Source organism: Streptosporangium sp. NPDC023825 (assembly GCF_040639575.1).
Classification (GTDB): domain Bacteria; phylum Actinomycetota; class Actinomycetes; order Streptosporangiales; family Streptosporangiaceae; genus Streptosporangium.
Window position 1 is genome coordinate 1 of record NZ_JBFAAE010000005.1, and the last position, 20,546, is coordinate 20,546.

The 20,546-nt window shown below is 69.6% G+C and carries 24 protein-coding genes and 2 tRNA genes; 13 read left to right on the top strand and 13 right to left on the bottom strand.

What is annotated here, in order from left to right; all coding sequences use genetic code 11:
- Window positions 1–636: 636 nt before the first annotated feature.
- Window positions 637–912, bottom strand: a complete 276-nt coding sequence (locus tag AB0G15_RS06305; protein ID WP_362677074.1) for a hypothetical protein — start codon at window positions 910–912, stop codon at window positions 637–639.
- Between the two features lie 407 nt (window positions 913–1,319).
- Here AB0G15_RS06305 and AB0G15_RS06310 point away from each other — a divergent pair, with 407 nt between their 5' ends.
- The gene (locus AB0G15_RS06310) at window positions 1,320–1,808 is read left to right on the top strand and encodes a GNAT family N-acetyltransferase (RefSeq protein WP_362835943.1); all 489 of its coding nucleotides are present in this window, start codon (window positions 1,320–1,322) and stop codon (window positions 1,806–1,808) included.
- Window positions 1,809–1,834: 26 nt separating this feature from the next.
- Here AB0G15_RS06310 and AB0G15_RS06315 read toward each other — a convergent pair whose 3' ends face one another.
- From AB0G15_RS06315 to AB0G15_RS06325, 3 genes are all read right to left on the bottom strand, one after another.
- Window positions 1,835–2,152: a hypothetical protein gene (locus AB0G15_RS06315; RefSeq protein WP_362835945.1), complete on the bottom strand. Its 318-nt coding sequence runs from the start codon at window positions 2,150–2,152 to the stop codon at window positions 1,835–1,837.
- Between the two features lie 233 nt (window positions 2,153–2,385).
- Window positions 2,386–3,159 (bottom strand): neutral zinc metallopeptidase, encoded by a 774-nt coding sequence (locus tag AB0G15_RS06320; RefSeq protein ID WP_362835947.1) that lies wholly within the window; start codon window positions 3,157–3,159, stop codon window positions 2,386–2,388.
- A gap of 292 nt (window positions 3,160–3,451) precedes the next feature.
- Window positions 3,452–4,375 (bottom strand): AraC family transcriptional regulator, encoded by a 924-nt coding sequence (locus AB0G15_RS06325; RefSeq protein WP_362835949.1) that lies wholly within the window; start codon window positions 4,373–4,375, stop codon window positions 3,452–3,454.
- A gap of 90 nt (window positions 4,376–4,465) precedes the next feature.
- On the opposite strand from AB0G15_RS06325, the gene AB0G15_RS06330 reads away from it, so the two are divergent.
- Together AB0G15_RS06330 and AB0G15_RS06335 are read left to right on the top strand one after the other, a co-directional pair.
- Complete coding sequence (locus AB0G15_RS06330) at window positions 4,466–5,389, top strand: NADP-dependent oxidoreductase (protein WP_362835951.1); 924 nt, start codon at window positions 4,466–4,468, stop codon at window positions 5,387–5,389.
- Between the two features lie 107 nt (window positions 5,390–5,496).
- Window positions 5,497–5,643 (top strand): hypothetical protein, encoded by a 147-nt coding sequence (locus AB0G15_RS06335; RefSeq protein ID WP_362835953.1) that lies wholly within the window; start codon window positions 5,497–5,499, stop codon window positions 5,641–5,643.
- Between the two features lie 30 nt (window positions 5,644–5,673).
- Here AB0G15_RS06335 and AB0G15_RS06340 read toward each other — a convergent pair whose 3' ends face one another.
- From AB0G15_RS06340 to AB0G15_RS06350, 3 genes are all read right to left on the bottom strand, one after another.
- Window positions 5,674–6,210, bottom strand: a complete 537-nt coding sequence (locus AB0G15_RS06340) for a YceI family protein (protein ID WP_362835955.1) — start codon at window positions 6,208–6,210, stop codon at window positions 5,674–5,676.
- 321 nt (window positions 6,211–6,531) lie between these two features.
- On the bottom strand, window positions 6,532–6,942 hold the full coding sequence (locus tag AB0G15_RS06345; RefSeq protein ID WP_362835957.1) for a PIN domain-containing protein: 411 nt from the start codon (window positions 6,940–6,942) through the stop codon (window positions 6,532–6,534).
- A 3-nt stretch (window positions 6,943–6,945) separates the two neighbouring features.
- Window positions 6,946–7,197, bottom strand: coding sequence for an AbrB/MazE/SpoVT family DNA-binding domain-containing protein (locus AB0G15_RS06350; protein WP_362835959.1), 252 nt, complete (start codon window positions 7,195–7,197; stop codon window positions 6,946–6,948).
- Between the two features lie 320 nt (window positions 7,198–7,517).
- On the opposite strand from AB0G15_RS06350, the gene AB0G15_RS06355 reads away from it, so the two are divergent.
- A complete protein-coding gene (locus tag AB0G15_RS06355) occupies window positions 7,518–8,669 on the top strand; it encodes an HNH endonuclease (RefSeq protein ID WP_362835961.1) in 1,152 nt (383 codons plus the stop codon).
- A 170-nt stretch (window positions 8,670–8,839) separates the two neighbouring features.
- Here the strand turns inward: AB0G15_RS06355 and AB0G15_RS06360 are convergent, their stop codons facing one another.
- Together AB0G15_RS06360 and AB0G15_RS06365 are read right to left on the bottom strand one after the other, a co-directional pair.
- A complete protein-coding gene (locus tag AB0G15_RS06360; RefSeq protein ID WP_362835963.1) occupies window positions 8,840–9,406 on the bottom strand; it encodes a hypothetical protein in 567 nt (188 codons plus the stop codon).
- A gap of 320 nt (window positions 9,407–9,726) precedes the next feature.
- On the bottom strand, window positions 9,727–10,221 hold the full coding sequence (locus tag AB0G15_RS06365; protein ID WP_362835965.1) for an ATP-binding protein: 495 nt from the start codon (window positions 10,219–10,221) through the stop codon (window positions 9,727–9,729).
- 338 nt (window positions 10,222–10,559) lie between these two features.
- Here AB0G15_RS06365 and AB0G15_RS06370 point away from each other — a divergent pair, with 338 nt between their 5' ends.
- Window positions 10,560–11,417, top strand: a complete 858-nt coding sequence (locus AB0G15_RS06370; protein WP_362835967.1) for a helix-turn-helix transcriptional regulator — start codon at window positions 10,560–10,562, stop codon at window positions 11,415–11,417.
- On the top strand, window positions 11,414–11,656 hold the full coding sequence (locus tag AB0G15_RS06375; protein ID WP_362835969.1) for a DUF397 domain-containing protein: 243 nt from the start codon (window positions 11,414–11,416) through the stop codon (window positions 11,654–11,656). Before AB0G15_RS06370 ends, AB0G15_RS06375 begins: the two co-directional genes overlap by 4 nt.
- Window positions 11,657–11,749: 93 nt before the next feature.
- Here the strand turns inward: AB0G15_RS06375 and AB0G15_RS06380 are convergent, their stop codons facing one another.
- Window positions 11,750–12,763, bottom strand: coding sequence for a hypothetical protein (locus AB0G15_RS06380; RefSeq protein ID WP_362835971.1), 1,014 nt, complete (start codon window positions 12,761–12,763; stop codon window positions 11,750–11,752).
- 202 nt (window positions 12,764–12,965) lie between these two features.
- On the opposite strand from AB0G15_RS06380, the gene AB0G15_RS06385 reads away from it, so the two are divergent.
- The 6 genes from AB0G15_RS06385 to AB0G15_RS06410 all read left to right on the top strand — a co-directional run bounded on the left by AB0G15_RS06385 (window position 12,966) and on the right by AB0G15_RS06410 (window position 16,606).
- Entirely contained in the window at window positions 12,966–13,205 is a 240-nt protein-coding gene (locus AB0G15_RS06385; protein WP_362835973.1) for a nucleoside triphosphate pyrophosphohydrolase, read from the top strand.
- 57 nt (window positions 13,206–13,262) lie between these two features.
- The gene (locus AB0G15_RS06390; RefSeq protein ID WP_362835975.1) at window positions 13,263–13,463 is read left to right on the top strand and encodes a hypothetical protein; all 201 of its coding nucleotides are present in this window, start codon (window positions 13,263–13,265) and stop codon (window positions 13,461–13,463) included.
- Between the two features lie 196 nt (window positions 13,464–13,659).
- Window positions 13,660–13,733 (top strand) — tRNA-Glu (locus AB0G15_RS06395).
- A gap of 11 nt (window positions 13,734–13,744) precedes the next feature.
- Window positions 13,745–13,820: transfer RNA gene (locus AB0G15_RS06400), tRNA-Ala, on the top strand.
- Between the two features lie 19 nt (window positions 13,821–13,839).
- Complete coding sequence (locus AB0G15_RS06405; protein WP_362835977.1) at window positions 13,840–15,345, top strand: SDR family NAD(P)-dependent oxidoreductase; 1,506 nt, start codon at window positions 13,840–13,842, stop codon at window positions 15,343–15,345.
- A 130-nt stretch (window positions 15,346–15,475) separates the two neighbouring features.
- Window positions 15,476–16,606: a ribonuclease inhibitor gene (locus AB0G15_RS06410; protein ID WP_362835979.1), complete on the top strand. Its 1,131-nt coding sequence runs from the start codon at window positions 15,476–15,478 to the stop codon at window positions 16,604–16,606.
- A 125-nt stretch (window positions 16,607–16,731) separates the two neighbouring features.
- Here AB0G15_RS06410 and AB0G15_RS06415 read toward each other — a convergent pair whose 3' ends face one another.
- Entirely contained in the window at window positions 16,732–16,944 is a 213-nt protein-coding gene (locus tag AB0G15_RS06415) for a hypothetical protein (protein ID WP_362835981.1), read from the bottom strand.
- Complete coding sequence (locus AB0G15_RS06420) at window positions 16,941–17,246, bottom strand: hypothetical protein (protein ID WP_362835983.1); 306 nt, start codon at window positions 17,244–17,246, stop codon at window positions 16,941–16,943. Before AB0G15_RS06420 ends, AB0G15_RS06415 begins: the two co-directional genes overlap by 4 nt.
- Window positions 17,247–17,316: 70 nt before the next feature.
- On the opposite strand from AB0G15_RS06420, the gene AB0G15_RS06425 reads away from it, so the two are divergent.
- Window positions 17,317–18,291, top strand: coding sequence for a GNAT family N-acetyltransferase (locus AB0G15_RS06425; protein ID WP_362835985.1), 975 nt, complete (start codon window positions 17,317–17,319; stop codon window positions 18,289–18,291).
- Between the two features lie 127 nt (window positions 18,292–18,418).
- On the opposite strand, the gene AB0G15_RS06430 is transcribed toward AB0G15_RS06425, so the two are convergent.
- Entirely contained in the window at window positions 18,419–20,464 is a 2,046-nt protein-coding gene (locus tag AB0G15_RS06430; RefSeq protein ID WP_362835987.1) for a hypothetical protein, read from the bottom strand.
- Window positions 20,465–20,546: the final 82 nt, after the last annotated feature.

Sequence of the window (20,546 nt, forward strand, 5' to 3'; positions counted from 1 at the left end):
GACCACCTTCCAATCCGTGGGACTGCGGCACCCGCGCGGCGGAGAATCAGCCGTCAACGGGCGATCCTGATGGCGTTCAACACTCCCTTCGCTATCTCTGCTTCTTCGACCTCGTGCATCACTGTTCGCCGCGGCTGCGCGTCCACGGCCGGGACCCTTCAACCGCTCGGCCCTGGCACGTCCGACGTCGTACTTCGTTACCGCTGTGGCAGCGCGTCCACGGCCGGGACCCTTTCACCTGCTGCCGGTCCTGGCACGTCCGACCTTCTGCCCGTTCACTGTTCGCCGCGGCTGCGCGTCCACGGCCGGGACCCTTCAACCGCTCGGCCCTGGCACGTCCGACGTCGTACTTCGTTACCGCTGTGGCAGCGCGTCCACGGCCGGGACCCTTTCACCTGCTGCCGGTCCTGGCACGTCCGACCTTCTGCCCCTCTTTACTGCGTCGTCTTTGTCGTCCAGCTGTCCACGCTCGTCCGGGCAGTTCGTCGTGATGCCTACGTCCTGCTCTGCCCTCGTGGATCCGTTCCTTGCGATGTCAGGAACTCTATCCCCAGCACCCGCGGATGTCTACTTCAGCCACTACAGATTTTCGGTATCGGGGAAATGAGAGCCCGCGCTCGCGCGCAGTCCGGGAGGTCAGCTGCGGCCGACAGGGGTGGTACCGAACATCAGGGTGCGCCGCCGGACGTCATAGAAGACGGTCCCGGCGCTGGACAACAGTTCTTGAAGATTGTCGGCGTCATCGGGATCCAGCGTCAGCACCTCCTCCCACGCCCCCTGGTCCAGGACGAGTTGCAAGGTGTAGCTGCCGGGCCGGCCCGGCTCGCCGGCGACCCAGCTGAACTGGTAGTGGCTGAGCTGGCGGACGACGATGCTGTCATCGGTGACGGGCTGGCTGGGTTTGGGAGCCATCGGCTTCTCCTGGGAACGTCGTTCACTGGACGGTTTCGGGGACGCCATGGCGCAAGGCCATCGCTGCCGGGCCGGAGCTGCGTGGCCGGGCTCCCCGACCTGGAAGATGCCCGATCACCCCGCCGTCACTCCGTACGGTGACGCCGCGCTCCTTCAAGATCTTCCTGGCGCGCTTTACCGATTCCGTGCAGTCAGGCGGCGCCGGCCCGGGTGCCGGGCCACCTCGAGGAGGCCACCGGCTGGAGCAACATTCCGATGTCCGGTTCGTGGCGCGCCTGCCGCGCGAACGTCACCGACCTTCCGAGCTCCCGCGTCCCCTTTCCCGCGAAGATCCCCGCGGGGACGCCCGTGACGATCCCTGTGAAAAGGGTTTGCGGCCCGTCACCCTGACCAGCATGCTGGTCGTCATGCTGATCAGAGACGCGACGTCCGCCGACTGGCCGTTGATCTGGCCTTTCCTGCGTGAGATCGTGGCCGCCGGTGAGACCTTCACCTGGGACCGCGACGTCAGCGAGGAGCGGGCCCAGGCGATGTGGCTTCTCGAGCACCCGGGACGCACGGTCGTCGCCGTCGACAACGACGGGACCGTTCTGGGCACGGCCAAGATGAACCCCAATCACATGGGACCCGCCGCGCACATCTCCAGTGCGAGCTTCATGGTCCACCCCGATCACGCCGGACGCGGTGTTGGGCGGGCCCTGGGCGAGCACGCCCTGGACTGGGCGCGCGCCGAGGGCTACCGGGCGATGCAGTTCAACGCCGTCGTGGAGACCAACACCCGGGCGGTGGGACTGTGGCGCTCACTCGGTTTCGAGGTGCTGGCGACCCTGCCGGAGGGCTTCGACCACCCGGTCAAGGGCTACGTCGGGCTGCACATCATGTACAGATCCCTCTGAGCGCGCACGTCCGGCGGGTCCGGCGGTCACTCGCCGGGTGAGGGCCGTCCGGCACGGCCGCGACCTGGCCGGGGCGCGCCGCCTCGCCGGCCACCCGGCAGGACACCGAGGCTCGGCGCCTCGACGTCCTCGACCGTCTCGGTGCACCCGCCCGCTCTGGGAGGGGGCGGCCGCTCGGCCGCCAGCTGGGCGAGGGCGAACAGCAGGAGCGCGCCGCTGGACCAGTCGGCGCGTTCGCCGCGGCCCAGCTCCACGACGCGCCGCATGACCTCGGCGGGGGTGAGGTCAAGCGCGGTGGCGATGTGCTTGGCGGCCTGCAGAAGCTCGTGGTCCCGGGCCTCCATCAGGCCCTCCCGAGGTGAGCGGGACGGATCGGGGGCGATGGGGGCGCCAGAGCCCGGTCGTGTGGTGACCCGCGCATTTCTCCGTCTCCTCGTCTCCCCGGCTTCGCGTTCGGGGCTGATGACATGTTCTCCGACGGCACACCAGGATGCCCGGTCCCGCCGGCCGGTCCGGCGCTCCGGCGGCCGGACGTGCCGCCGGGACACGGGCCCGCGAACGCATCTCCCCATGCGGGTCAGGACACCCGGGACGCGGGGGCCGCCCACGTGTCGCAGGCGACGGGGGAGACCGCCCGGTGGCCGCGTTCGAACCAGCGGAGCCGGTTGGCGCCGGTGCCGTGGGTGCGGTGGCCGTCTTCGTCGCCACCGGCACGGAGCGCGCCGGACAGCGCCTCCCAGTCCTGTCCGGTGCGGGGCAGCGAGCCTCGTACGCTGCCGAGGAACACGCCCGCCAGGCAGTCGGCCTGGAGCTCGTAGCGGCGGCCGAGTTCGGCCTGATGGGTGCGGTCGGAGCGGACGCGGGCCTCGTAGTGGTCCCTGACGCCGGTGAGGCTCTGCAGGTGGTGGCCGTATTCGTGGGCCGCCACCTTGAGGGGGTACAGGTCGGTCCGGCCCTCGATCCAGTGGCCGGTGAGCGGGAACACCAGCGTGGCCCGTTCGGTGCAGTAGAAGGCCGCCGCGTTGGCGGGCCAGCGCACCCCGCACACGCGCTGCGCCGGTTCCTCGTAGAAGCGGACCGTGGGCTTGCGGAACCTCAGCCCGGCTCGGGCGAAGTGGGCGGACCACGATGTGTTCAGGCATCTCACGGCCGCCGTCAGATACTCACGCATCACCGGCACGCCCCTGTCGATGATCGGCGGTTCCTGGCAGGAGGTGGCCGCCAGCTTCCCGGTCCTCAGGAGCGGGCTCTTGGGCGAGGCGGCCTGCGCGACCCCGGACGGCAGGACGGTGAGACACACGGTCGCGAGGAGAGCCCATCGGGTGACCACGTGGGCGGCGTGGAGGCGCATGGTTGGACAGCATAGGACTCCCGGCGCGCCAGGCCGAGGCGGCATCGACTAATGAGAACGCGGGCGGAGACCGGGCAGAAGTGGATCTGTAGGGTGTCGGCATGTTCTCTCGGGTTTCGCCCGACCGGGGAAAGGAGCGGCGAGGAGGTCGTCGGCGAGCTGGACCTGCCCGGAGCCTGAACTGGACCTGCCCGGAACCTGAGAGGGCCACGGCGCGCACATCGCCCCTGCCGTAAGGCCGGCCGGCCATAGGGAATCCGGAGTGGCGCTTTCCGGGCACCGCGTATCGGCGTCACCCGGTACGGCGGTATCTGCCGGGGGCGGTGCCGTACCGGCGTTTGAACGCGCCGGCGAAGGCGAACTCCGAGGTGTAGCCGACCCTGGTCGCGATGGTGTGCAGCGGAGCGTCGGATTCCCGTAGGAGCCGGGCGGCGGTGGTCATCCGCCACCAGGTCAGGTAGGTCAGCGGCGGCCGGCCGAGCAGGGCGGTGAAGCGGCGGGCGAACGGTGCCCGGGACAGCCCCGCCTCGGCGGCGAGCATCGCGACGGTCCACGGCCGTGCCGGGTCGCGGTGCATGGCCTGCAACGCGGCGGTGGTGGCCGGGTCGTTGAGCGCCGCCGCCCAGCCCGTGGCCCCGGCGGCCGGCCGCCGGTCGAGCCAGGCGCGCAGGATGTGCAGCAGCAGCGTGTCGAGCAACGCGGGAACGATGGCGTCCGTGCCGAGACGGGGGTGTTCCAGCTCGGTGGCGAGCAGTTCCACGGTGGAACGCAGCTCCGGGTGCCGCCCGAGGTGCGCGGGAAGGTGGATGAGCTCGGGCAGATCGTTCAGTAGCGGATGGGTGAGAGCCCGATCGAGCCGGTAACCGCCGCAGAGCGTCACGGTGGCCGGAGCGTCGCCGCGGGCGGGGACACTGACGTGGCGCTGCGAGAACCGCGGGTCGTCCGGGCCGCAGGCGGGCGCGATCGCCGGGGGAGACGGGCTGTCGGCCAGCGTGTGCCCGTGCCCGTGGGGCCGGAACACCACGTCCCCGGCGGCCAGTGGCACCGGGGCGTCACCCGGCCGGATGAGCCAGCACGGCCCCCGCAGGACTATCTGCAGGCCGGCGGCCCCGGGCATGGACGCGAACTCCTGCGCCCACGGGGCGTGCCACGCCACCAGCGCCGAGCTCGGTTGCCCGGTTCGCATGAACGCGATCACGTCACTGAGTACGTCCATTCGGCCAGGGTATCCTCGAAGAGACGATCAAGTATGAATCAAGGCTTTTCAAGCATGGTTCCTCTTCCGAGGTCGCCATAGGTTCAACCTGTGAAAGCCATCCGAATCCACCGGTACGGTGATGCGTCCGTCATTCGCCACGACGACATCCCCCGGCCGGTTCCCGGCCCGGGTGAGGTCCTGATCGGCGTCGCCGCGACCTCGTTCAATCCATCCGACATCGGGCTGCGCCGAGGGATGCTGCGCTCCGTCTTCCCGATCGCCCTGCCGTACACGCTCGGCGGGGAAGCCGCGGGCACGGTCGTCGAGGTCGGCGACGGCGTGCACACCCTCGCCGTCGGCGACCGGGTCATCGGCCGGCTCGACGGCGGCGGTGCCGCGGCCGAGTACGCCGTCGCCGCCGCCGACACCCTCGTCGCGGCGCCCACCGCCGTCCCTCTCGCCCACGCCGCCGCCATTCCCATCGCCGGCCTCACCGCGTGGCAGGCGGTGTTCGAGCACGCGGGCATCACGTCCGGGCAGCGGGTACTCGTCAGCGGCGCGGGCGGCGGCGTCGGCGGGTTCGCCGTCCAGCTCGCCAAGTACGCCGGTGCGCACGTCATCGCCACGGCCGGCCCGCGCAGTACCGAGGCGGTCCGCCGGTTCGGCGCCGACCAGATCGTCGACTACACGGCCACGCCCGTCGCCGGCGCGCTGGGCGAACCGGTCGACGCGGTCCTCAACCTCGTCGCGGTGGACGCGGGGCAGGTCGCCCCCCTGGTATCGCTGGTCCGGCCGGGCGGCGTCGTCGTGTCCATCACCGTCCCGGTCGAGGCGCCGGCCGATTCCCGGGTGACCGCGACGCACTTCGTGGCCCGCAACGACACGAGCCACCTCGCCGCCCTGGTCAAGCTCGTCGACGCCGGAACCGTCCACGTCGACGTCTCCGCGTCCCGCCCGCTCACCGACCTGGCCTCGGTACACCGCGACGCCGAGTCCGGCCGTACGCGCGGAAAGATCATCCTCGTTCCGTGAGGAGTCCCCGACGAGCAGTACGTCCGCCTCCCCGACGACCACGCGGTCGCGCGCCGGCGCCCTCGCGGCCGGAGGCGGTGGTTCCGTTCATGGCCGGAAAGGCTGTCGTGAGTTCGACCACGGGGCTCGAGGACACCGAGCGGGTCACGGTGGCGTTCCCGGTGGCCGTCGGCGCGGCCGAGCAGGGCCGCCCGGACGTGGTGGCCGGCACGCTCGGCGGCCGAAACAACCGGGGGCACCTTCACCTCGCGTGACGTCCACCTCGTGTGACGTCGAAGAGCCCTCTATGTCCCGGTCGGGAAGGCGACGACTTCGAGAGTGATACCGAGGTGGCGGCCTGTCATGCCCTTCGCCCTGGTCAGGCCGAAGGCGTACCTGTCGACGCCGGTCGTGGCCCGGACTCTCAGGCACCGATCGTCGGTGACGACCGGGCCGAGTGTCAGGACCGTCGGCCGGGTCACGCCCCGCACGGTCAGCGATCCCCGCACCTCGGCGCCTTCGGCGGATCGTCCGACGCCGTGGGCGCGGAAGACGATCTCGGGGTGCGCGGCGGCGTCGAGGTAGTCCGGGGACCGGACGTGCCCGTCGCGCTGCGAGTTGCCGCTTTCGAAGCTGGCCGTCCGGATCACCACGTCCACGGTGGAGTCGCCGGCATCGTCGGTGACCAGGATCCGGCCGTGGTCGACCGTGAAGGATCCTCGTACGGGCAGCAGGCCGAACACCGCACGTGTCGTGAAGCGGACCGTCGTCGCGTCCGGGTCGATGCGGTAAACGCCCGGCGATACCTCGCGCCGATGCCTGAAGTCTGCGTTTTTCATCATGCCGACCGCTTCCTTCCGTCGATGGCGGACGGCATGGTGGGCGCCGTCATCCGGCCCGAGGAGCGCTCGCGAACGCCTGCCGCCTCGATGACCTTCATGAGGACGACGGTAGAAAATCCGGCTCACCGCCGGAATCCGACTACGTGCACACCTCGGGTGTGGCCAGGTACACCCCCCGAGATGGCGAGATCGCCGAAGAGACCCTCGTCCCGATTGGACGAGTCGGCTGGTGCCTCAACCTCGCTCGACGTCGAAGAGCCTGTATCACCGGAGCGGTCTGGACCAGGTCAGTGACCGGGGGATGGCGGATGTTCCACCGAATCAGCCCGGCCGTAGCAGTTTGACGAGTTCCGGGGCGATGGCCGGGAATTTCCGGTCTGCGGTGAGCAGCACGTCGGCCTTCGCCTCACGGGCGGTCGCGATGATGAGGGCGTCCGGTACCCGAATCGTCAAATCCGCGGCCCTGAGCAGGGCAGCGCTCTCGGCCGTCGCCTCGTCCACCCCGACGATCCGATCGATGACGGCGGCACGGAACGCCTCGAGCATCCTCTCGGCCGCGACACCCTTGCGGATCGCACCCACCCGCAGCTCGCCCCAGGTGATCACAGAGATGGCGAACGAGGCCATCTTGTCCTCCCAGCGGCGAACGGCGTCGCGGGCCTGGCTGTGCAGCGCGTCGTCGGGATCGAGCAGGCCGACGATGACGTTGGTGTCGAGCATCACGGTCGGCACCCGTCATCCCCAGCTCTCGCGGCTCGCCTCGACGTCCACGGCTTCGGTGAAGCCTGGGATGGTGCCGACCACCCCGTCGAGACGGCTGCGGTGCCGCCGGATGATGATCTGGCCGCCCTCTTCGGCGATGTCGACCGGGTCTCCCGCGTGAAGACCGAGCTTGCGCAGCACCGCCACCGGCAGGGTCACCTGGTTCTTGCTGGAGATGCGCGCCGGGCCCGTACGTCTGGCGCGCGTCCTCTCGCCGTGCTCCATAACCTTTACCTTAACCATCATGAGTAAAGGTTAAACTGTGTCACTCAAAGCGTGTGAGTGATTCCATAAAGTCACTGCCTCTTCGTCGGCGTTTGCCGACTCGTCAAACGCGCTCCACGCGAGCTACCGGATTCGACTCTGCCGGTGGGGACGATCCCGGGTCCTTGGCGAACATGGCGAACATTGCTGTTAGCGAAGCGCACCTCTCAAGGAACGGATGGTACCCGCCGAAGGATTACAGGCAGTGTTCCTGCCGACTTGAAGTCCGATTTCACACGAAATCAGCGGCAGTTCCGTCGATCCCTGCATAAGCTCGTGGGGTGGCGCTTTCCGATCTTCGACGTGAGATGGTGCTCGCCGCCATCGATGAGTTCGACAGGCTGGGCCGCGACGCTTTTCTCGAGGAGTACGGCTACCGGCCAGCCCTCGGCTACTTCCTCCTTCACGACGGCAGGCGGTACGACCCCAAGGCGATCGCCGGAGTCGCTCACCGCGGAGTCGGGGGCAGGCCTCTGCGCCCTGACGAGTTCTCCGGCGGGAACACCACCGTCGCCCGGGTGCTCGGCGGCCTGGGCTTCGAGGTGACGAAACCGGGGCAGGCTGCCAAGGTGGACTCCGTCGAAGACCTCCTGCGGAAGGTCGAGTCGCTCAAGCCCGCCGTGTCTCCCGCGACCGGTGCGCAGAAAAGGCATCAGCCGTTGACCCTGCTCTGGGTGATCGGCCGCGCGGCCCAGGGCAAGCCACGCCTGCGGCGGTGGGAGAGCACCTACCGCGAACTCGGGCGGCTCATCGAGGAGTTCGGCCTCGAGGAGGATCGGCCCAACCCGGAGTTTCCCGTGCTGTGGCTTCACCATCACGGCCTCTGGGATCTGCCCGGCCACACCGACGTACCGGCCGCCAGTGGCCGGCACGCGCAGAAGTGGATGAAAGAGCACCAGCCGGACAGCGGCCTGCGGCCGTGGGCGCATGGGATCATCACCGACCGGGAGGACATCCGGGCCCGGATCGTCGTGAGGCTGCTCGGCGCGTACTTCCACGGCGTCGACCACGACAGGCTTCTCGCCAGAGTCGGACTGGACGCGGTGTCCTCTTCACCCGGCCGTCGCGAGGCCGTCGTGGAGCGCGTCATCCGCGACTCCCTGCTCGCCGAGCAGATCAAGCGCGCGCACGACTTCCACTGCCAGATCTGCGGCGACCGTCTCGCTCTCCACCGGGGCTTCTACGCCGAGGGGGCCCACATCCGCCCGCTCGGAAAGCCGCACAACGGCCCCGACGAGCCCGGCAACCTGCTCTGCCTCTGCCCCAACCACCACGTCCTGCTCGACCGGGGGATGATCACCATCCAGGCCGACCTCACGACGACGGACATGGCATCCGGTGTCCCGCTCGGTCGTCTCCGAGTCATCCAGGACCACGGGATCAGCCAGGATCACCTCGACTACCACCGGCAGGTCATCGCCAAGCAGAGCTGAGCCCGGGTTCTTCCTTTCCGCGCCGAGCCGGAGGCGACAGGCACCCACGACTCACCGGTTCGCGCCGCTCTGGTTGGAACATCCTGAGGAAGTTGGCGGGGGCTCTGTCCTGTGCGAACGACTGAGGGGGTCGGCTCTTCCCGGGTCGGCTCTTCCCGGCTCGGCCGCCGCTAGTCGCACGAGTCGCAGGCGCCGGTCGAGGGAAGCTGCATGGAGCAGCGGGGACAGATCTGGGGAGGCCTCTCCGGGCGTGCGCGTCGACGCTCGACGGAGGCCTGATACAGCGGGGCGAGTGCGGGAACGCCGCCATCGGCGGGCAGGGCCGCACCGAAGCGCCGGTAGCACTCCAGCCGGGCGCGAGCGGCGTGCTGCTCGCGATCCGGAACGCTGTCCGCCGGTGGCTCTCCGGCGACCTCGAGAACCTCCTTGTAGCCCTCGCCCACCATGCCGTCGTCGGTGCGCACCACCAGGGCGGTGAGCTGCGGGTCGCCGCGGCGATGAGCTTCCCGGACCACCTTGCTCAGAACGGTTCCGATCCAGTTGTGGAGCAGGGTCCTGGTGCGGATGCCCGTGCTCTCCTGGATCCTCTCGGCGAGCTCCTTGTAGGTGATGACCGCGTGATACGTGCGCGCCACATCGACGAGCAGGGGATAGGCCTCACGGGCCCAGATCTCCCGGGCCTCCGCCGCCGTCACGGGAGTGCCGTCAGACACGCGCCAGTAGCCATGTTGCGACATGCGTGGTTCTCCGAAGTTCACCGTACGTCCAGTCGTCCGGCGTCATACTTCCGCATGCCGCGCGCGTACGTCATGAACTTGCCCGAGCTGTCATTGACACCGGCCGCGTGGCGCGGGCCATCGAAGCTTTCTACGTGCAGGTTGGGCGTTGCCGCTTCATAAGGGGTGGGAGGCCGGCGTCCCGGACGGGAGTGGGATGGGGTCCGTGGACGCCGGCCTTTTGTACGGTCCACGCCCGGTACGGGGGAGCCGTTGGCGTGAACCGGCTCCGAGGTCAGGGAGATCGGGGGACGATCCCGTCTGCTCGGAGGTCGGGGAGGTCAGGGCCGGTGCCGCTGGGTGGGGAGGTCGAACCAGACGGCGGTGCCGAGCCGGCCGGTGCCGCACAGGCGGGTCCATTGGGTGCCGCAGCGTCCGTGGGTGAGTTCGGCGACGATGCGCAGGCCCCGGCCGCCGAGTTCGAGATCGTCGATCCGCTCGGGGACGGGCAGAGGGCGGTTCAACAGGTGGCCGATGAGGGTGGTTCCGGCTCCGGCGTCGACGACCTCGGCTCGGACGGGCAGGCCGTGATCGTGCAGGAGGCGGAGCTCGTAGGGGCCGGGGGCGTAGCGGGTGGCGTTGGTGACCAGCTCGGAGACCACGATCTCCAGCTCGTCGAGCACATCTGAGTCCAGGGGCAATTTGGCCAGCCGGTCGCGGAACAGTTCCCGGGCCCGCCGGGCCGCGCTGCCGGGAGGCAGGCACCAGGCGATCATCCGGAAGCGTTTGTGTGGTCTTTCGTACTCGCCGGGATCCGGGACGTGCTCGATGAGCATCGTTGCTCCTAACGGATGGGACTGGGGGCAGCCCTGCGATCAGGTCGGCAGATGCTCTGCGGGCTCGCTTGGGTTTCACCCCGGTGAGGAAGCCTGAGGTCAACGGTGCCTTCGGGATCGGCGGCGCACCGGGGACGTCTCCGCGAAGACATGCCGGCAAAGCCGACGATCATGTCTTTGTGTGACTGTGTGAACACTCATCGCTTTCACGCCTCGATGATGCAGTGCAGGCCACCCTTCAGGCAAGTCATTCCTACAAGAAAGACTTTCCTCCAGGGAGGATGGCATTTCCTTGCCTCGGCCTGAGCACTACGCTCCCCACGAGGAAGGAGGTGACCATGCCCGTCGAACCCACGCCGCGACGCCGACGCCTGGGCGCGGAACTCAGACGCATCCGTGAGGCCCTCGGCTGGACCCAGGAGGAGGCGGCAGGCCACCTCGGCTACCAGTCCCTCTCGACGGTCAGCAAGATCGAAAATGGACTGCAGGGGCTCAGGATCCAGCAGCTTCCGCACTTCTTCGAGGTCTTCGGCATCACCGACACAGCCCTGAGGGAAGAATTTCGCGACCTCGTACGCAGAGCCGGTGAAGCCGACTGGTGGCAGCGCTACGAAGGTGTGGTCGACGACCCGCTCGGCGACTATCTCTCCCAGGTGGAGAACGCCGACGCCCTGTTCGTCTTCAACCCCCTCGCCGTCCACGGCCTTCTCCAGACCCCGGACTACGCCCGCGCGGTGACCGAGGGCAGCAGAGTCTGGAAGACGCCGGAGGACATCGACCGCTTCGTGGCACTGCGGCTGGAGCATCAGCGCACCATGCTGGAGCGCCGACCTCCGCTGAAGATCTGGGTCGTACTTCCGGAGGGCCTGCTGCGTCAGGAAGTCGGCGGACGGGCCTGCATGCGCGCCCAGATCGAGCACCTGATCCACCTCGCCCGCACCAACCCCGCCGTCACGATCCAGGTCCTGCCGTTCTCCGCCGGAGCCCACGCAGGAATGGACGGCCCGTTCATGCTCATGTCGTTTCCCACTGGTCGCGACCTCGTGTGCATCGAGTCCCTGCGCGCCTCCCTGCATCTGAACGAACCCGAGACCGTCGAGCTCTACCGCACCACCAGCGACCTGCTGAAGTCCGACGCACTCTCCCCGAAGGCATCGATACCGCTCCTCGCCACGATCGCCAAGGACCCCTCATGAACAAGAACGCCCTCGACCCCGACTGGATCAAGGCCCAGCTCCACGACGCCCGCTGGCACACCAGCAGCCTCAGCAGTGGCGGCACCAACTGCGTCCAGATCGCCTTCCTGGACCGGGGCATCGTGGCCCTGCGCGACTCAAAGAATCCGGAGAAGGCTCCGCACCTGTTCACCGACGCCGAGTACGACGCCTTCACCGAAGGCATCGAACGCGGGGAACTCCGACGTCCTCGAACGTGACCGGTCGTTGCCCGCGATCCGGCGTGCTACCCGCGAGAAGGGCTCCAGCCGGGGAAGCCCTCGACAGCCGGCCCCTCACCGTGGACGGGCGCGTCAGAGGAGGTCGCGTACGTGCTGGACGAACGTGAACCACTGGCCCGGCCGGGTTCCTTTGTGCCCGTTGTGCTCCAAGGTCAACTTCAGGGTCTTCTTGAGTGGGTGCGGTGACCGCATGATGGCTTCGTTTCGCTGAGCCAGCCTGATCATTTCCGCTGGAACAGGTGGTCGATTGCTCTTCTGGCCGTTGCACCATGCGTGTGTGGGGGCCAGGTTCCAGACCGCGTCCAGGTCCGGTGCCGTGCCCCCGCCTCCGGGGCGGAGAAGCCTCATGAACGAATAAGGGAACACGTGGTCGACGGCGATGACGTCGATGCCCGGAGTGATGAGTTCCGCGCAGATCATGCAGAGACCATGCTGGAAGCCGATGACCGCGTCCGTGACGCCGGTGACCGGTCGGCGGCGCCGCCTGTCGGTGATCTGCAGGGTGGTCATGTCCACGGCGACACCCTCATCGATCAGGCTGCGGCCGATCCCGGCGGCGAAGGACGTCTCCACGATGCTCCAGCGGGCTGACAGCTCGCCCCGCAGGGTCGGAGCCTGCTCTGACCGGGCGATATCGCTGAGTTCCTTGCTCAGCCGGACGACCTTTTCGTGGGAACGGCCCGTCACCTCGTAGAAGCGGTGCGGCACCTCCGCTCCTTCGCCACGCAGGTTGTGGAACTTCCGCATCACCATCCTGGGCATGGAGTCGACAGCCGCCGCCAGCAGTTCTTCGGTGGGGCTCCCGAGCCTGAGTGACTCCGCGGCCTCTCGCTCGGCCACCGAGAGGAAGTCCTTCTCTCCCCGTTCGCCCTTCTGGGATACCTGTGGTGCCTGGCCGAGATGCCGTACCAGCCCCATCGCGTACGGCGCCGCCAGATCCCGGAGCAGGATCTCCGACCGGCCTTCGGCTGCGGCGTCCAGGAGGGCGGCACCGAGGGCGAACTTGTAGGTACGGCTGTTCGCCCCCATCAGCACGGCCATGCGCCACGAGGAGCGTGGGCTCCGCTCCCAGTGAGAGAAATCCATACGCCGCCGCCCTTGGAGTGTATTTGCCGAAATACACGCTATTTTCACCGCTCGTGTAGGGAAGCGCGCACGGAGGAGGAGGCCGGTAGTCTCTGGGCTTTCCGAAGGAAGCCGTACGTGCGCGAAGGGGCGGTCCGAGGTGGGGAAACTCGTGCGGGACAGGATTCCGGAGATCATTCGTGAGGGTGGCGGGGAACCGGTGGTGACCGTTCTCGGGGACGCCGAGTATCGCGAGGCTCTGCTGGAGAAGCTGTTCGAGGAGGCGGCGGAACTGCGCGAGGCTCCGGCGGCCGAGGTGGCGGAGGAGGTCGCCGACGTGCTCGAAGTCCTGCGGGCCGTCGCCCATGTCCACGGGTACGGGTGGGCGGACATCGAGAAGGTCGCCGAGGCCAAACGCGCCGAGCGGGGTGCGTTCCTCGGGCGGATTAATCTTGAGGCATGAGGATAATCGGTGTGACCTGCGGTCTCCGTTCTCCGGTGAATCGCTGAGGAGGAGACGGTGATCCGGTTCCCCGAGCGCATGATGCAGTTTTTCCCGGAGGTGAACGGTGGCGGACGGACGCTTGAACAATGGCCACGCGTGTGCGCTCACTCCGCCCTGCACCTGGAGATGCGCGACGGTTACATGCTCGACGACCCTGGCTACCATGCCTGGCAGGCAGGTCACCGGATCAACCCGGATGAGATGCTCGTGCGTTGATCACATCGGCTGTCACCGCGCTGGATGGATGAGTGCCACTTCCAGTGGCCGAGGTGACCGACCGCCGACCAAAACCGGTGGCCACCCGACTTGGGACAAGCTGATTCTCCGTATTGCGGTGAATGCCCAAAATTGAGTTGATCTCGTCGATAGGGTGAGCACAGGTGTCGGTTCGAGCCTGAGCCGGTTCCGTGTGGGGTCTGTAGCGCAGTTGGTCGTCGCGTCGCCCTCTCAAGGCGAAGGACGTCGGTTCGAATCCGGCCGGACCCCACCCCTCGTCGGGGCCCGTAGCGCAGTTGGCCGTCGCGCTTTCTCTGGCAGTGGAAGAGGACGCTGGTTCGAATCCGGCCGGGCCCCACCCTTCAGGGAGGATGCCGTGGATCCCGAGAGCGCCTCGACGGTGCTGCGTGTGCTCGGCGAGGTGCGTCGGCTCCCGCTGGATGATCCGGACCGTCTCCGCATCGAGCACGTGGCGCTGGCGCTGGTCCGTGACGGACAGCGGCGCCGCAAGCGGGAACGTGGCCGGGCTTCGGCGGAGGTCGATGCCGCGGTGCTGGCGGCCACCGCGATGGGCGGGACGGACCGGGTGATCGACGCTCCTGTTATCGAGGAACCACCAGGGGAACAGGCACGGGAAGTATCGGGTGGGACGAGGAGAGAGCCCCAAGGGAGGCCAGGAGGAGAGACGGGAAGGTCGCCCCAGGGGGAGGCGGGGGAACTGCGCAGGGCGCGGAGTTGCTATGTCTGCAAAGGGCGGTTCAACCGGGTGGGCGGGTTGTATCACCTGCTCTGTCCCTCGTGCGCGGCCTCCAACGCCGCGCGCCGTACGGCCCGTACCGATCTGTCGGGGCGACGGGCGCTCATCACCGGGGGACGGACGAAGATAGGGCACCAGCTCGCGCTGAAGATGCTGCGCGACGGCGCCCATGTCACGGTGACCACCCGCTTTCCGGTCGACGCCGTCAAGAGGTTCGCGGAAACCGGTGACTGGGCAGGTCGGCTGGAGGTCGTTGGGATCGACCTGCGCGATCCCCGGCAGGTCATCGCGTTCTGCAACCGGTTTCTGAGTACCGGAGACGGGCTGGACATCCTGGTCAACAATGCCGCCCAGACCCTGCGCCGACCGCCGTCGGCCTATGCCGCCCTGGTCGAGGGGGAGCGGGCCGAGTTGCCGCCAGGAGCGTCGGCGGTGGCAGGATTCGTGCCGAGTCTTCCGATGTCGCTTCCTGGTGACGGGGCCTGGGGCCTGCTGGGTCTTCCGGTCACGGCTTCCGGTGACGCGGCGCTGGGTCTTCCGGTGCCGTCCCCCGGTAACGCAGTCTTGGGGCTGCCGGATCTCCCCGCGCCGTGTTCCGGTGACGTGGCACCGGGCCTGCCGGATGTGTCCGGTCTGCTGCCCGATCTGTCGGCGCGGAACTCGTGGTCGGCGCGGATCGGGGAGGTGGACCCGGCCGAGCTGCTGGAGGTCCAGCTGGTCAACGCGGTCGCGCCGTTCCTGCTGGTCGACAGGCTGCTGCCGTTGCTGCGCGAGGCGCCCTTTCCTCGCCGGTACATCGTGAACGTGTCGGCGGTGGAGGGGCAGTTCGCGGTGCCGAACAAGACCGGCCGTCACCCGCACACCAACATGGCCAAGGCGGGGCTGAACATGCTGACCCGTACCAGCGCCGCCGATCTGGCGCGGGAGGGTGTGTACATGTGCAGTGTGGACACCGGCTGGATCACCGATGAGAACCCGGTGCCGCTGCGGGACCGGCTCGATCGCCGGACGCCGCTGGACGTCATCGACGGTGCGGCTCGGGTCTACGACCCGATCGTGCGCGGCGAGGCGGGCCACCCGGTGCACGGCGTCTTCCTCAAGGACTACGCGGAGGCGCCGTGGTAGGCGGATCGTTCGGCGGGGATCGTACGGGCGGCATGGTGGGTGAGCGGCCTGACCAGAACGACGTCGCCCACAGGGATCACACGGGCATGGTGACAGCTGGGCTTTATCGCTGGGATCGTGTGGAGGTGTCGTGGTAACCGAGCATTCAGGCAAGGACCACGCTGAGTCGCGCGATCTTGACGGTTTGCTCGCGTGGCTGCGTACCGGGCGGCCGGTGACCCGCCGCACCGATTTCGCGGTGGGTACGGCGATGCCCGGCGGTCGCCTCGACCTGTGCAAGCAGGCACTGGGGCCGCGCGGCGCCGAGCTGGTCGCCGAGGCGTTGCCGCAGGGCGGACCGACCCGGCATCTGCTGCTGGGCACCGACGAGCTGGGCGACGCGGGCGCGGACACGGGTGCCGAGGCGGCGACGGCCTCCGGGGCCGAGACGCTCTACCTGGGCTGCAACGGGATCACCGCAGCCGGGGCATGTCGGATCGCCGACCGTCTGATCGCCTCACCCGGTGTCGTGCGAGGGCTCTGGCTCAAGCGCAACCCGCTCGGACCCGATGGCGGTCGCCTCGTCGGTGAGGCCATCGGTACCGGGTTGAGCACGGTCGACCTGGTCCAGACCCGTCTGGACGCGGACGGGCTCGCGATGCTCGTGGACCGGGTGCTGTCCACCGGGGGTATCGGGCGGATGTACGTGAGCGGCAATCCCCTTGGACCGGTGGGCGCCGAGAAACTGGCGAGGCTGGTCTCGGCGGACGGGGTGGAGGAACTCTACGTTTCGGCCGCGGGGCTGGGAGATCAAGGGGCCAGAACGCTGGCGGGAGCCGTACGGGCCGGGCGGCTGCGCCGGATGTCGGTGGCGAGCAACGGCATCGGGTCCGTGGCCGCAGCCGAACTGGTCGCCGCCGCTGTGGCGGCCGGGGTCGAGGTGCTCGACCTGGGACGGGTCCGGTCCGCAGGGGTTCTCGGTGCCGAGGACAACCGTCTCGGTGATGAGGGGGCGGCGTCCATCGCCCGAGCGCTGGCCACCTCCCCGCATCGGCTGGCCCATCTGGACCTCGGGCATACGGGAATCGGTAGCAGGGGTGCGCTCCACCTGCTCGACGGAGCACTGCGAGCGCCGTCCCCGACTCGGTTCACGCTGAGCGGAGGCATCGCATCCCGGGTCAAGCGTGAGCTGGGCCGCCTGGCGGCGGTCATACCGGATCTTCGGCCGCATCCGGAGGCCGCCGCCGTGCGAAGCGTGCACCGGACCGCTCGTCGGGTCTAGTCATGCGGCCTTGGAAGGTGGCGTCGAAGGAGCCTTCCGGCGGCGGCGAGCCGGCCCCGAGCCTGGTCGAGTGGCGCCTGCTCTTCGGCGATCGGCTCGTAGCCTTGCGGCGCTGGACCTGAGTCTCACCAGTGGATGGCCACAGTTGCTGGACGCTCCGGACAACTCATCTGGCCACGCGCGGCCAGGAAGATGTCCGCGATCCGCTCCGCGTCGCCGTGCCATGCCCGGCGTACGAGGGGCAGCGTTTCGTGTGCCGTGAGTTCGGCCATGACGTAGCGCAGGCCGTACGGCAGCTCCTGATTCCGGACCCGGCGCGCGTAGGCGCCGAAGCTCATGGTGCCGCTCGGACGACTTCGCGGGCGTTCACCTTCTCGGACATCGTCATACAGTGACATGTCGGGATATGAACGAACCATCGGATATCGCGGCATCCTTTGATGTCAGCCCAGGTGTGGTACCACGCGCCGAACGACTCGGCCTGCGGGGCGAGCGCCTCGCCGACGCATGTCCAGTCGCCCCAGACCTGGCCCGCGGCGGAGCCGTTGACGACCAGGTGGGAGCGGTATCCGAAGAGGTCGAGGTCCGTGTCGTACTCGCGGAGCGCGTCGATGCCGCGCCGGATGACGTCCAGATCCACGGCGGCACCCTACCCGCAGGCGGGAAAACGGGTGGCCGGCGAAAGTGGCGTGCTTCTACGCTCGATGACCATGACCTTCGAGTGGGCTCCGCTGACCAAGGACGACGTCGGGGCGTGGGCGGAGTTGCTGGCGGCGATCGACGAGGTGGACCGGATCGGGGGGAGGGAGTCCGCGGAGGCCCTCGCCGAGGATCTCGCCAACCCGCTGCTCGACCCCGTCGAGGGCACGCTGGGAGCGTGGGAGTCCGGCCGGCTGGTCGCGTACGGGATGACCATGGCCCGGTCCGCGGCCGAGCCGGTCCATCGGATGAGCCTGTGGGGCGGGGTGCATCCGGAGTACCGGCGCAGGGGGCTGGGGGGCCGTCTGCTGGAGTGGGCGATCGGCAACACCCCGGTGCTGCACGAGCGCCGCTTTCCCGGGCAGCCGCTCGAACTCCACGTCGAGGTGGACAGCCGCAACGAGGGCCTGCGGGCGCTGGTCGCCAGGGCGGGGATGAAGCCGGTCCGGTGGTTCTACGGGATGACCCTCGACCTGGGCGCCGAGCTGCCGGAGGTCTCGCCGCCGGAGGGGCTGGAGATCATCGCCTACCGGGACGACCTGGAGGATGCCGCCAGGGAGGTGCGCAACCGCTCGTTCGCCGACCACTGGGGGAGTGTCCAGCACACCCCGGAGTCCTGGCGGAGCACCATCGTCGGGGTGCGGGCGTTCCGGCCGGAGGGGTCCTTCGTCGCGCTGGACGCGTCGGGGGAGTGCGTGGGCATCCTGCTCACCCACTACTTCGAGGCCGACACCGAGGCGACCGGGATCCGCGAGGCGTGGATCCAGATCATCGGCACCCCGCGCGAGTGGCGGGGGCGCGGGGTGGCGAGCGCGCTGCTCGCGCACGCGCTGGGCGAGTTCCGCGCGCAGGGGTACGACACGGCGGGGCTGGGGGTGGACGCGGACAACCCGACCGGGGCCCTCGGCATCTACACCCGTGCCGGGTTCGAGATCGCGCGCCGTGCGGCCTACCACGGGCTCCCGCTGGTTCCCTCGACGGCGTGACGACCGCCATCGTGGCGTGACGACCGCCGTCGAGGAACGTCCCGTGGACCGGCGGACCGGTGGACCGGGGGACCGGGGACACCGGGGGCCGAACGTCCCGGCGGACGGTGGCACCGGCGAGGCCGCGTCAGTGTCTGCGCTTCCTGCCGCGGCCGCTGGGACGGCCGCGCGAGCCCGGCGCCGGGCTGGGCACGAGGCGGAGCCGGGCGCTCGTGGCGAGCATCGGCTCGTACACCAGCACGCGCAGCTCCTCCAGGGCCGCTCTCGCGGGATGCCCCGAGTCCAGTACCTCCGCGACGAGCTCGGACGCGTTCCTGCCCGCCGACTCGCGGAGCTGCTCCACGACGGCCTCGGGACCGCCCAGCTCCAGCAGGATGATCAAACTCTCGGCGAGGAGCAGCGGGTGCTCGTCGGCGGTGAGATTCTCGGGGCCCAGTTCTCCCGTCTCCAGGAGGGCGGTCAGGACGAGGGGCCCCAGCACCGGGTCGCGCCGGAGCCTCGCCTGCGTCGACCGGCCGTCGGGGAACGCCTCCACCAGGGTGGAGAGCATGGCGGAGGCGCGGGTACGGAAGGGGCAGGCGCGTACGGCGTCCAGAAACGGCTCGACGTCACCTCCGTGCGCCGCCAGCCAGCCCTCGAGCTCGGCCGCGGCCGTCTCCTGGGTGTAGTGCTGGGCGAGCACCCCCAGCAGTTCGCCCGGCTCGGCGTCCGCCAGCTCCCCGAGCAGCGGGGCGTCCCGCCCGTCGGCGAGCAGCCGCTCCCGTACGGCTCGGGTGCCCAGGGGCGTCAGCCGTACCAGCGGGCCCGGCTCCGCCAGGCGCGACAGGAGCCGGGCGCACGCCTCGGGCGGCAGCGGCAGGTCGTCCTCGGTGAGCTCGCCGATCCCCTCGACGACGCCGGGACGCAGGTCGCTGGAGTACAGCTCGTCGGCCATGCCGTGGCTCGTCTCGACGGCACCGAGGCGGGAGAGGGCGTCGAACACCGCGAGCAGGTCCTCGTCGACCTGGCGGCGCCAGACGTCCTGACGGACGCCGTTCTCCTCGGGGTCGAGGAGGAAGTACGCCTGGCAGGCCAGCCATACGGTCTCCTGCAGCCGGGCCACGGGGATCGGGGCCGGCAGGCTGTACAGCGTGTTCAGCACGTCGGGCAGCAGCTCGTCGAACGCCGTGACGAGCATCGAGGAGCCGGACCACCCGGAGGTGGGCGCGCAGATCGCGGTGCCCAGCTCGAAGGCCGCCTCGAACGCGCGACGCCACAGCGCCTCCGGGTCACGCAGGAGCGGAGCGGCCTTGGCCACCGGGACCAGGCGCTCCTTGCGCACCCGCACCAGGCCCGTCTTCTTCGCCCACGCCAGCAGGAGGCTCACCCGGGGCATCTCGGCGGAGCCGCGCACCCGCAGGTCCCGCTCCCCGGTGCCCAGCAGCTCCGCCAGCTCGCGGGCGTCGGCCAGCCGCAGGTTCCCGGTCTTGGTGAGGGGCCGCCCGTCCTTCCCCACCCAGCCGGACACGGCGGCCAGCTGCCGTACGATCTCGCTCCGGGCGGCCTCGGCGGCGAGTTCGGCTGCGGGAGGGAGGGCCACGGGACACTGGGGGAAGGCCCGCTCGTCGTCGGGTCCCGCGCCGGCGAACTCGGCCTCGAGAAGCCTGTCGAGCACGTCGGCGTCGAACCGTATCCGGCCCGCGTCGATGTCGCGCCGGAATCTGGCCACGGCCCTTTCGTCGTCGAGGACGACGCCGTTGTCGAGGGCGATCTGCGTCCAGAACTTCCCGACGCCCTGCCGGGCCGGGTCGGCCAGCGCCGCCGGATACTCCGCCGCGGCCTCGGCCACGGCCGCCTCCAGCTCCACGAGGGAGGCGCCCCGGGGGTCGCGCAGGCCGGACGCGGTGAGGTAGCGCAGGAGCGTCAGCAGGCTTTCCGGCGCGGTGGCGAGGACCTCGCGCTCGGCCGCGAGGTGCCGGGGAATCCATTCCAGGAGGAAACGCCGCACCTGCCGCGCGTCCCAGCAGGCCAGCCGCCCGTCCCGGCTGTGGTGCCGCGCGTTCAGGGCCGCCGCCAGCATCGCCTCGTCGGCCCGCGCGCCGTGCTCACCCGCCCAGGCGAGGCAGCGGCGGATCAGCAGGTCCTTCGCCGACTCGAACTCCTCGACCGCCTCCGGATCGAAAAGCGTTCGCACCGTGGACCCCCTCCTCCCGTTGCCGCCGGACTCCCGGCCCTGAGGGGACCGAACCGGCGGCTCCGTGCCGTCGATCATGCCA

Excerpts from the sequence above, each read along its gene's own strand:
- AB0G15_RS06305 (WP_362677074.1), bottom strand. The coding sequence starts at position 912 with ATGGCTCCCAAACCCAGCCAGCCCGTCACCGATGACAGCATCGTCGTC.
- AB0G15_RS06310 (WP_362835943.1), top strand. The coding sequence starts at position 1,320 with ATGCTGATCAGAGACGCGACGTCCGCCGACTGGCCGTTGATCTGGCCT.
- AB0G15_RS06315 (WP_362835945.1), bottom strand. The coding sequence starts at position 2,152 with ATGGAGGCCCGGGACCACGAGCTTCTGCAGGCCGCCAAGCACATCGCC.
- AB0G15_RS06320 (WP_362835947.1), bottom strand. The coding sequence starts at position 3,159 with ATGCGCCTCCACGCCGCCCACGTGGTCACCCGATGGGCTCTCCTCGCG.
- AB0G15_RS06325 (WP_362835949.1), bottom strand. The coding sequence starts at position 4,375 with ATGGACGTACTCAGTGACGTGATCGCGTTCATGCGAACCGGGCAACCG.
- AB0G15_RS06340 (WP_362835955.1), bottom strand. The coding sequence starts at position 6,210 with ATGATGAAAAACGCAGACTTCAGGCATCGGCGCGAGGTATCGCCGGGC.
- AB0G15_RS06350 (WP_362835959.1), bottom strand. The coding sequence starts at position 7,197 with ATGGAGCACGGCGAGAGGACGCGCGCCAGACGTACGGGCCCGGCGCGC.
- AB0G15_RS06360 (WP_362835963.1), bottom strand. The coding sequence starts at position 9,406 with ATGTCGCAACATGGCTACTGGCGCGTGTCTGACGGCACTCCCGTGACG.
- AB0G15_RS06365 (WP_362835965.1), bottom strand. The coding sequence starts at position 10,221 with ATGCTCATCGAGCACGTCCCGGATCCCGGCGAGTACGAAAGACCACAC.
- AB0G15_RS06370 (WP_362835967.1), top strand. The coding sequence starts at position 10,560 with ATGCCCGTCGAACCCACGCCGCGACGCCGACGCCTGGGCGCGGAACTC.
- AB0G15_RS06375 (WP_362835969.1), top strand. The coding sequence starts at position 11,414 with ATGAACAAGAACGCCCTCGACCCCGACTGGATCAAGGCCCAGCTCCAC.
- AB0G15_RS06380 (WP_362835971.1), bottom strand. The coding sequence starts at position 12,763 with ATGGATTTCTCTCACTGGGAGCGGAGCCCACGCTCCTCGTGGCGCATG.
- AB0G15_RS06415 (WP_362835981.1), bottom strand. The coding sequence starts at position 16,944 with ATGAGCTTCGGCGCCTACGCGCGCCGGGTCCGGAATCAGGAGCTGCCG.
- AB0G15_RS06425 (WP_362835985.1), top strand. The coding sequence starts at position 17,317 with ATGACCTTCGAGTGGGCTCCGCTGACCAAGGACGACGTCGGGGCGTGG.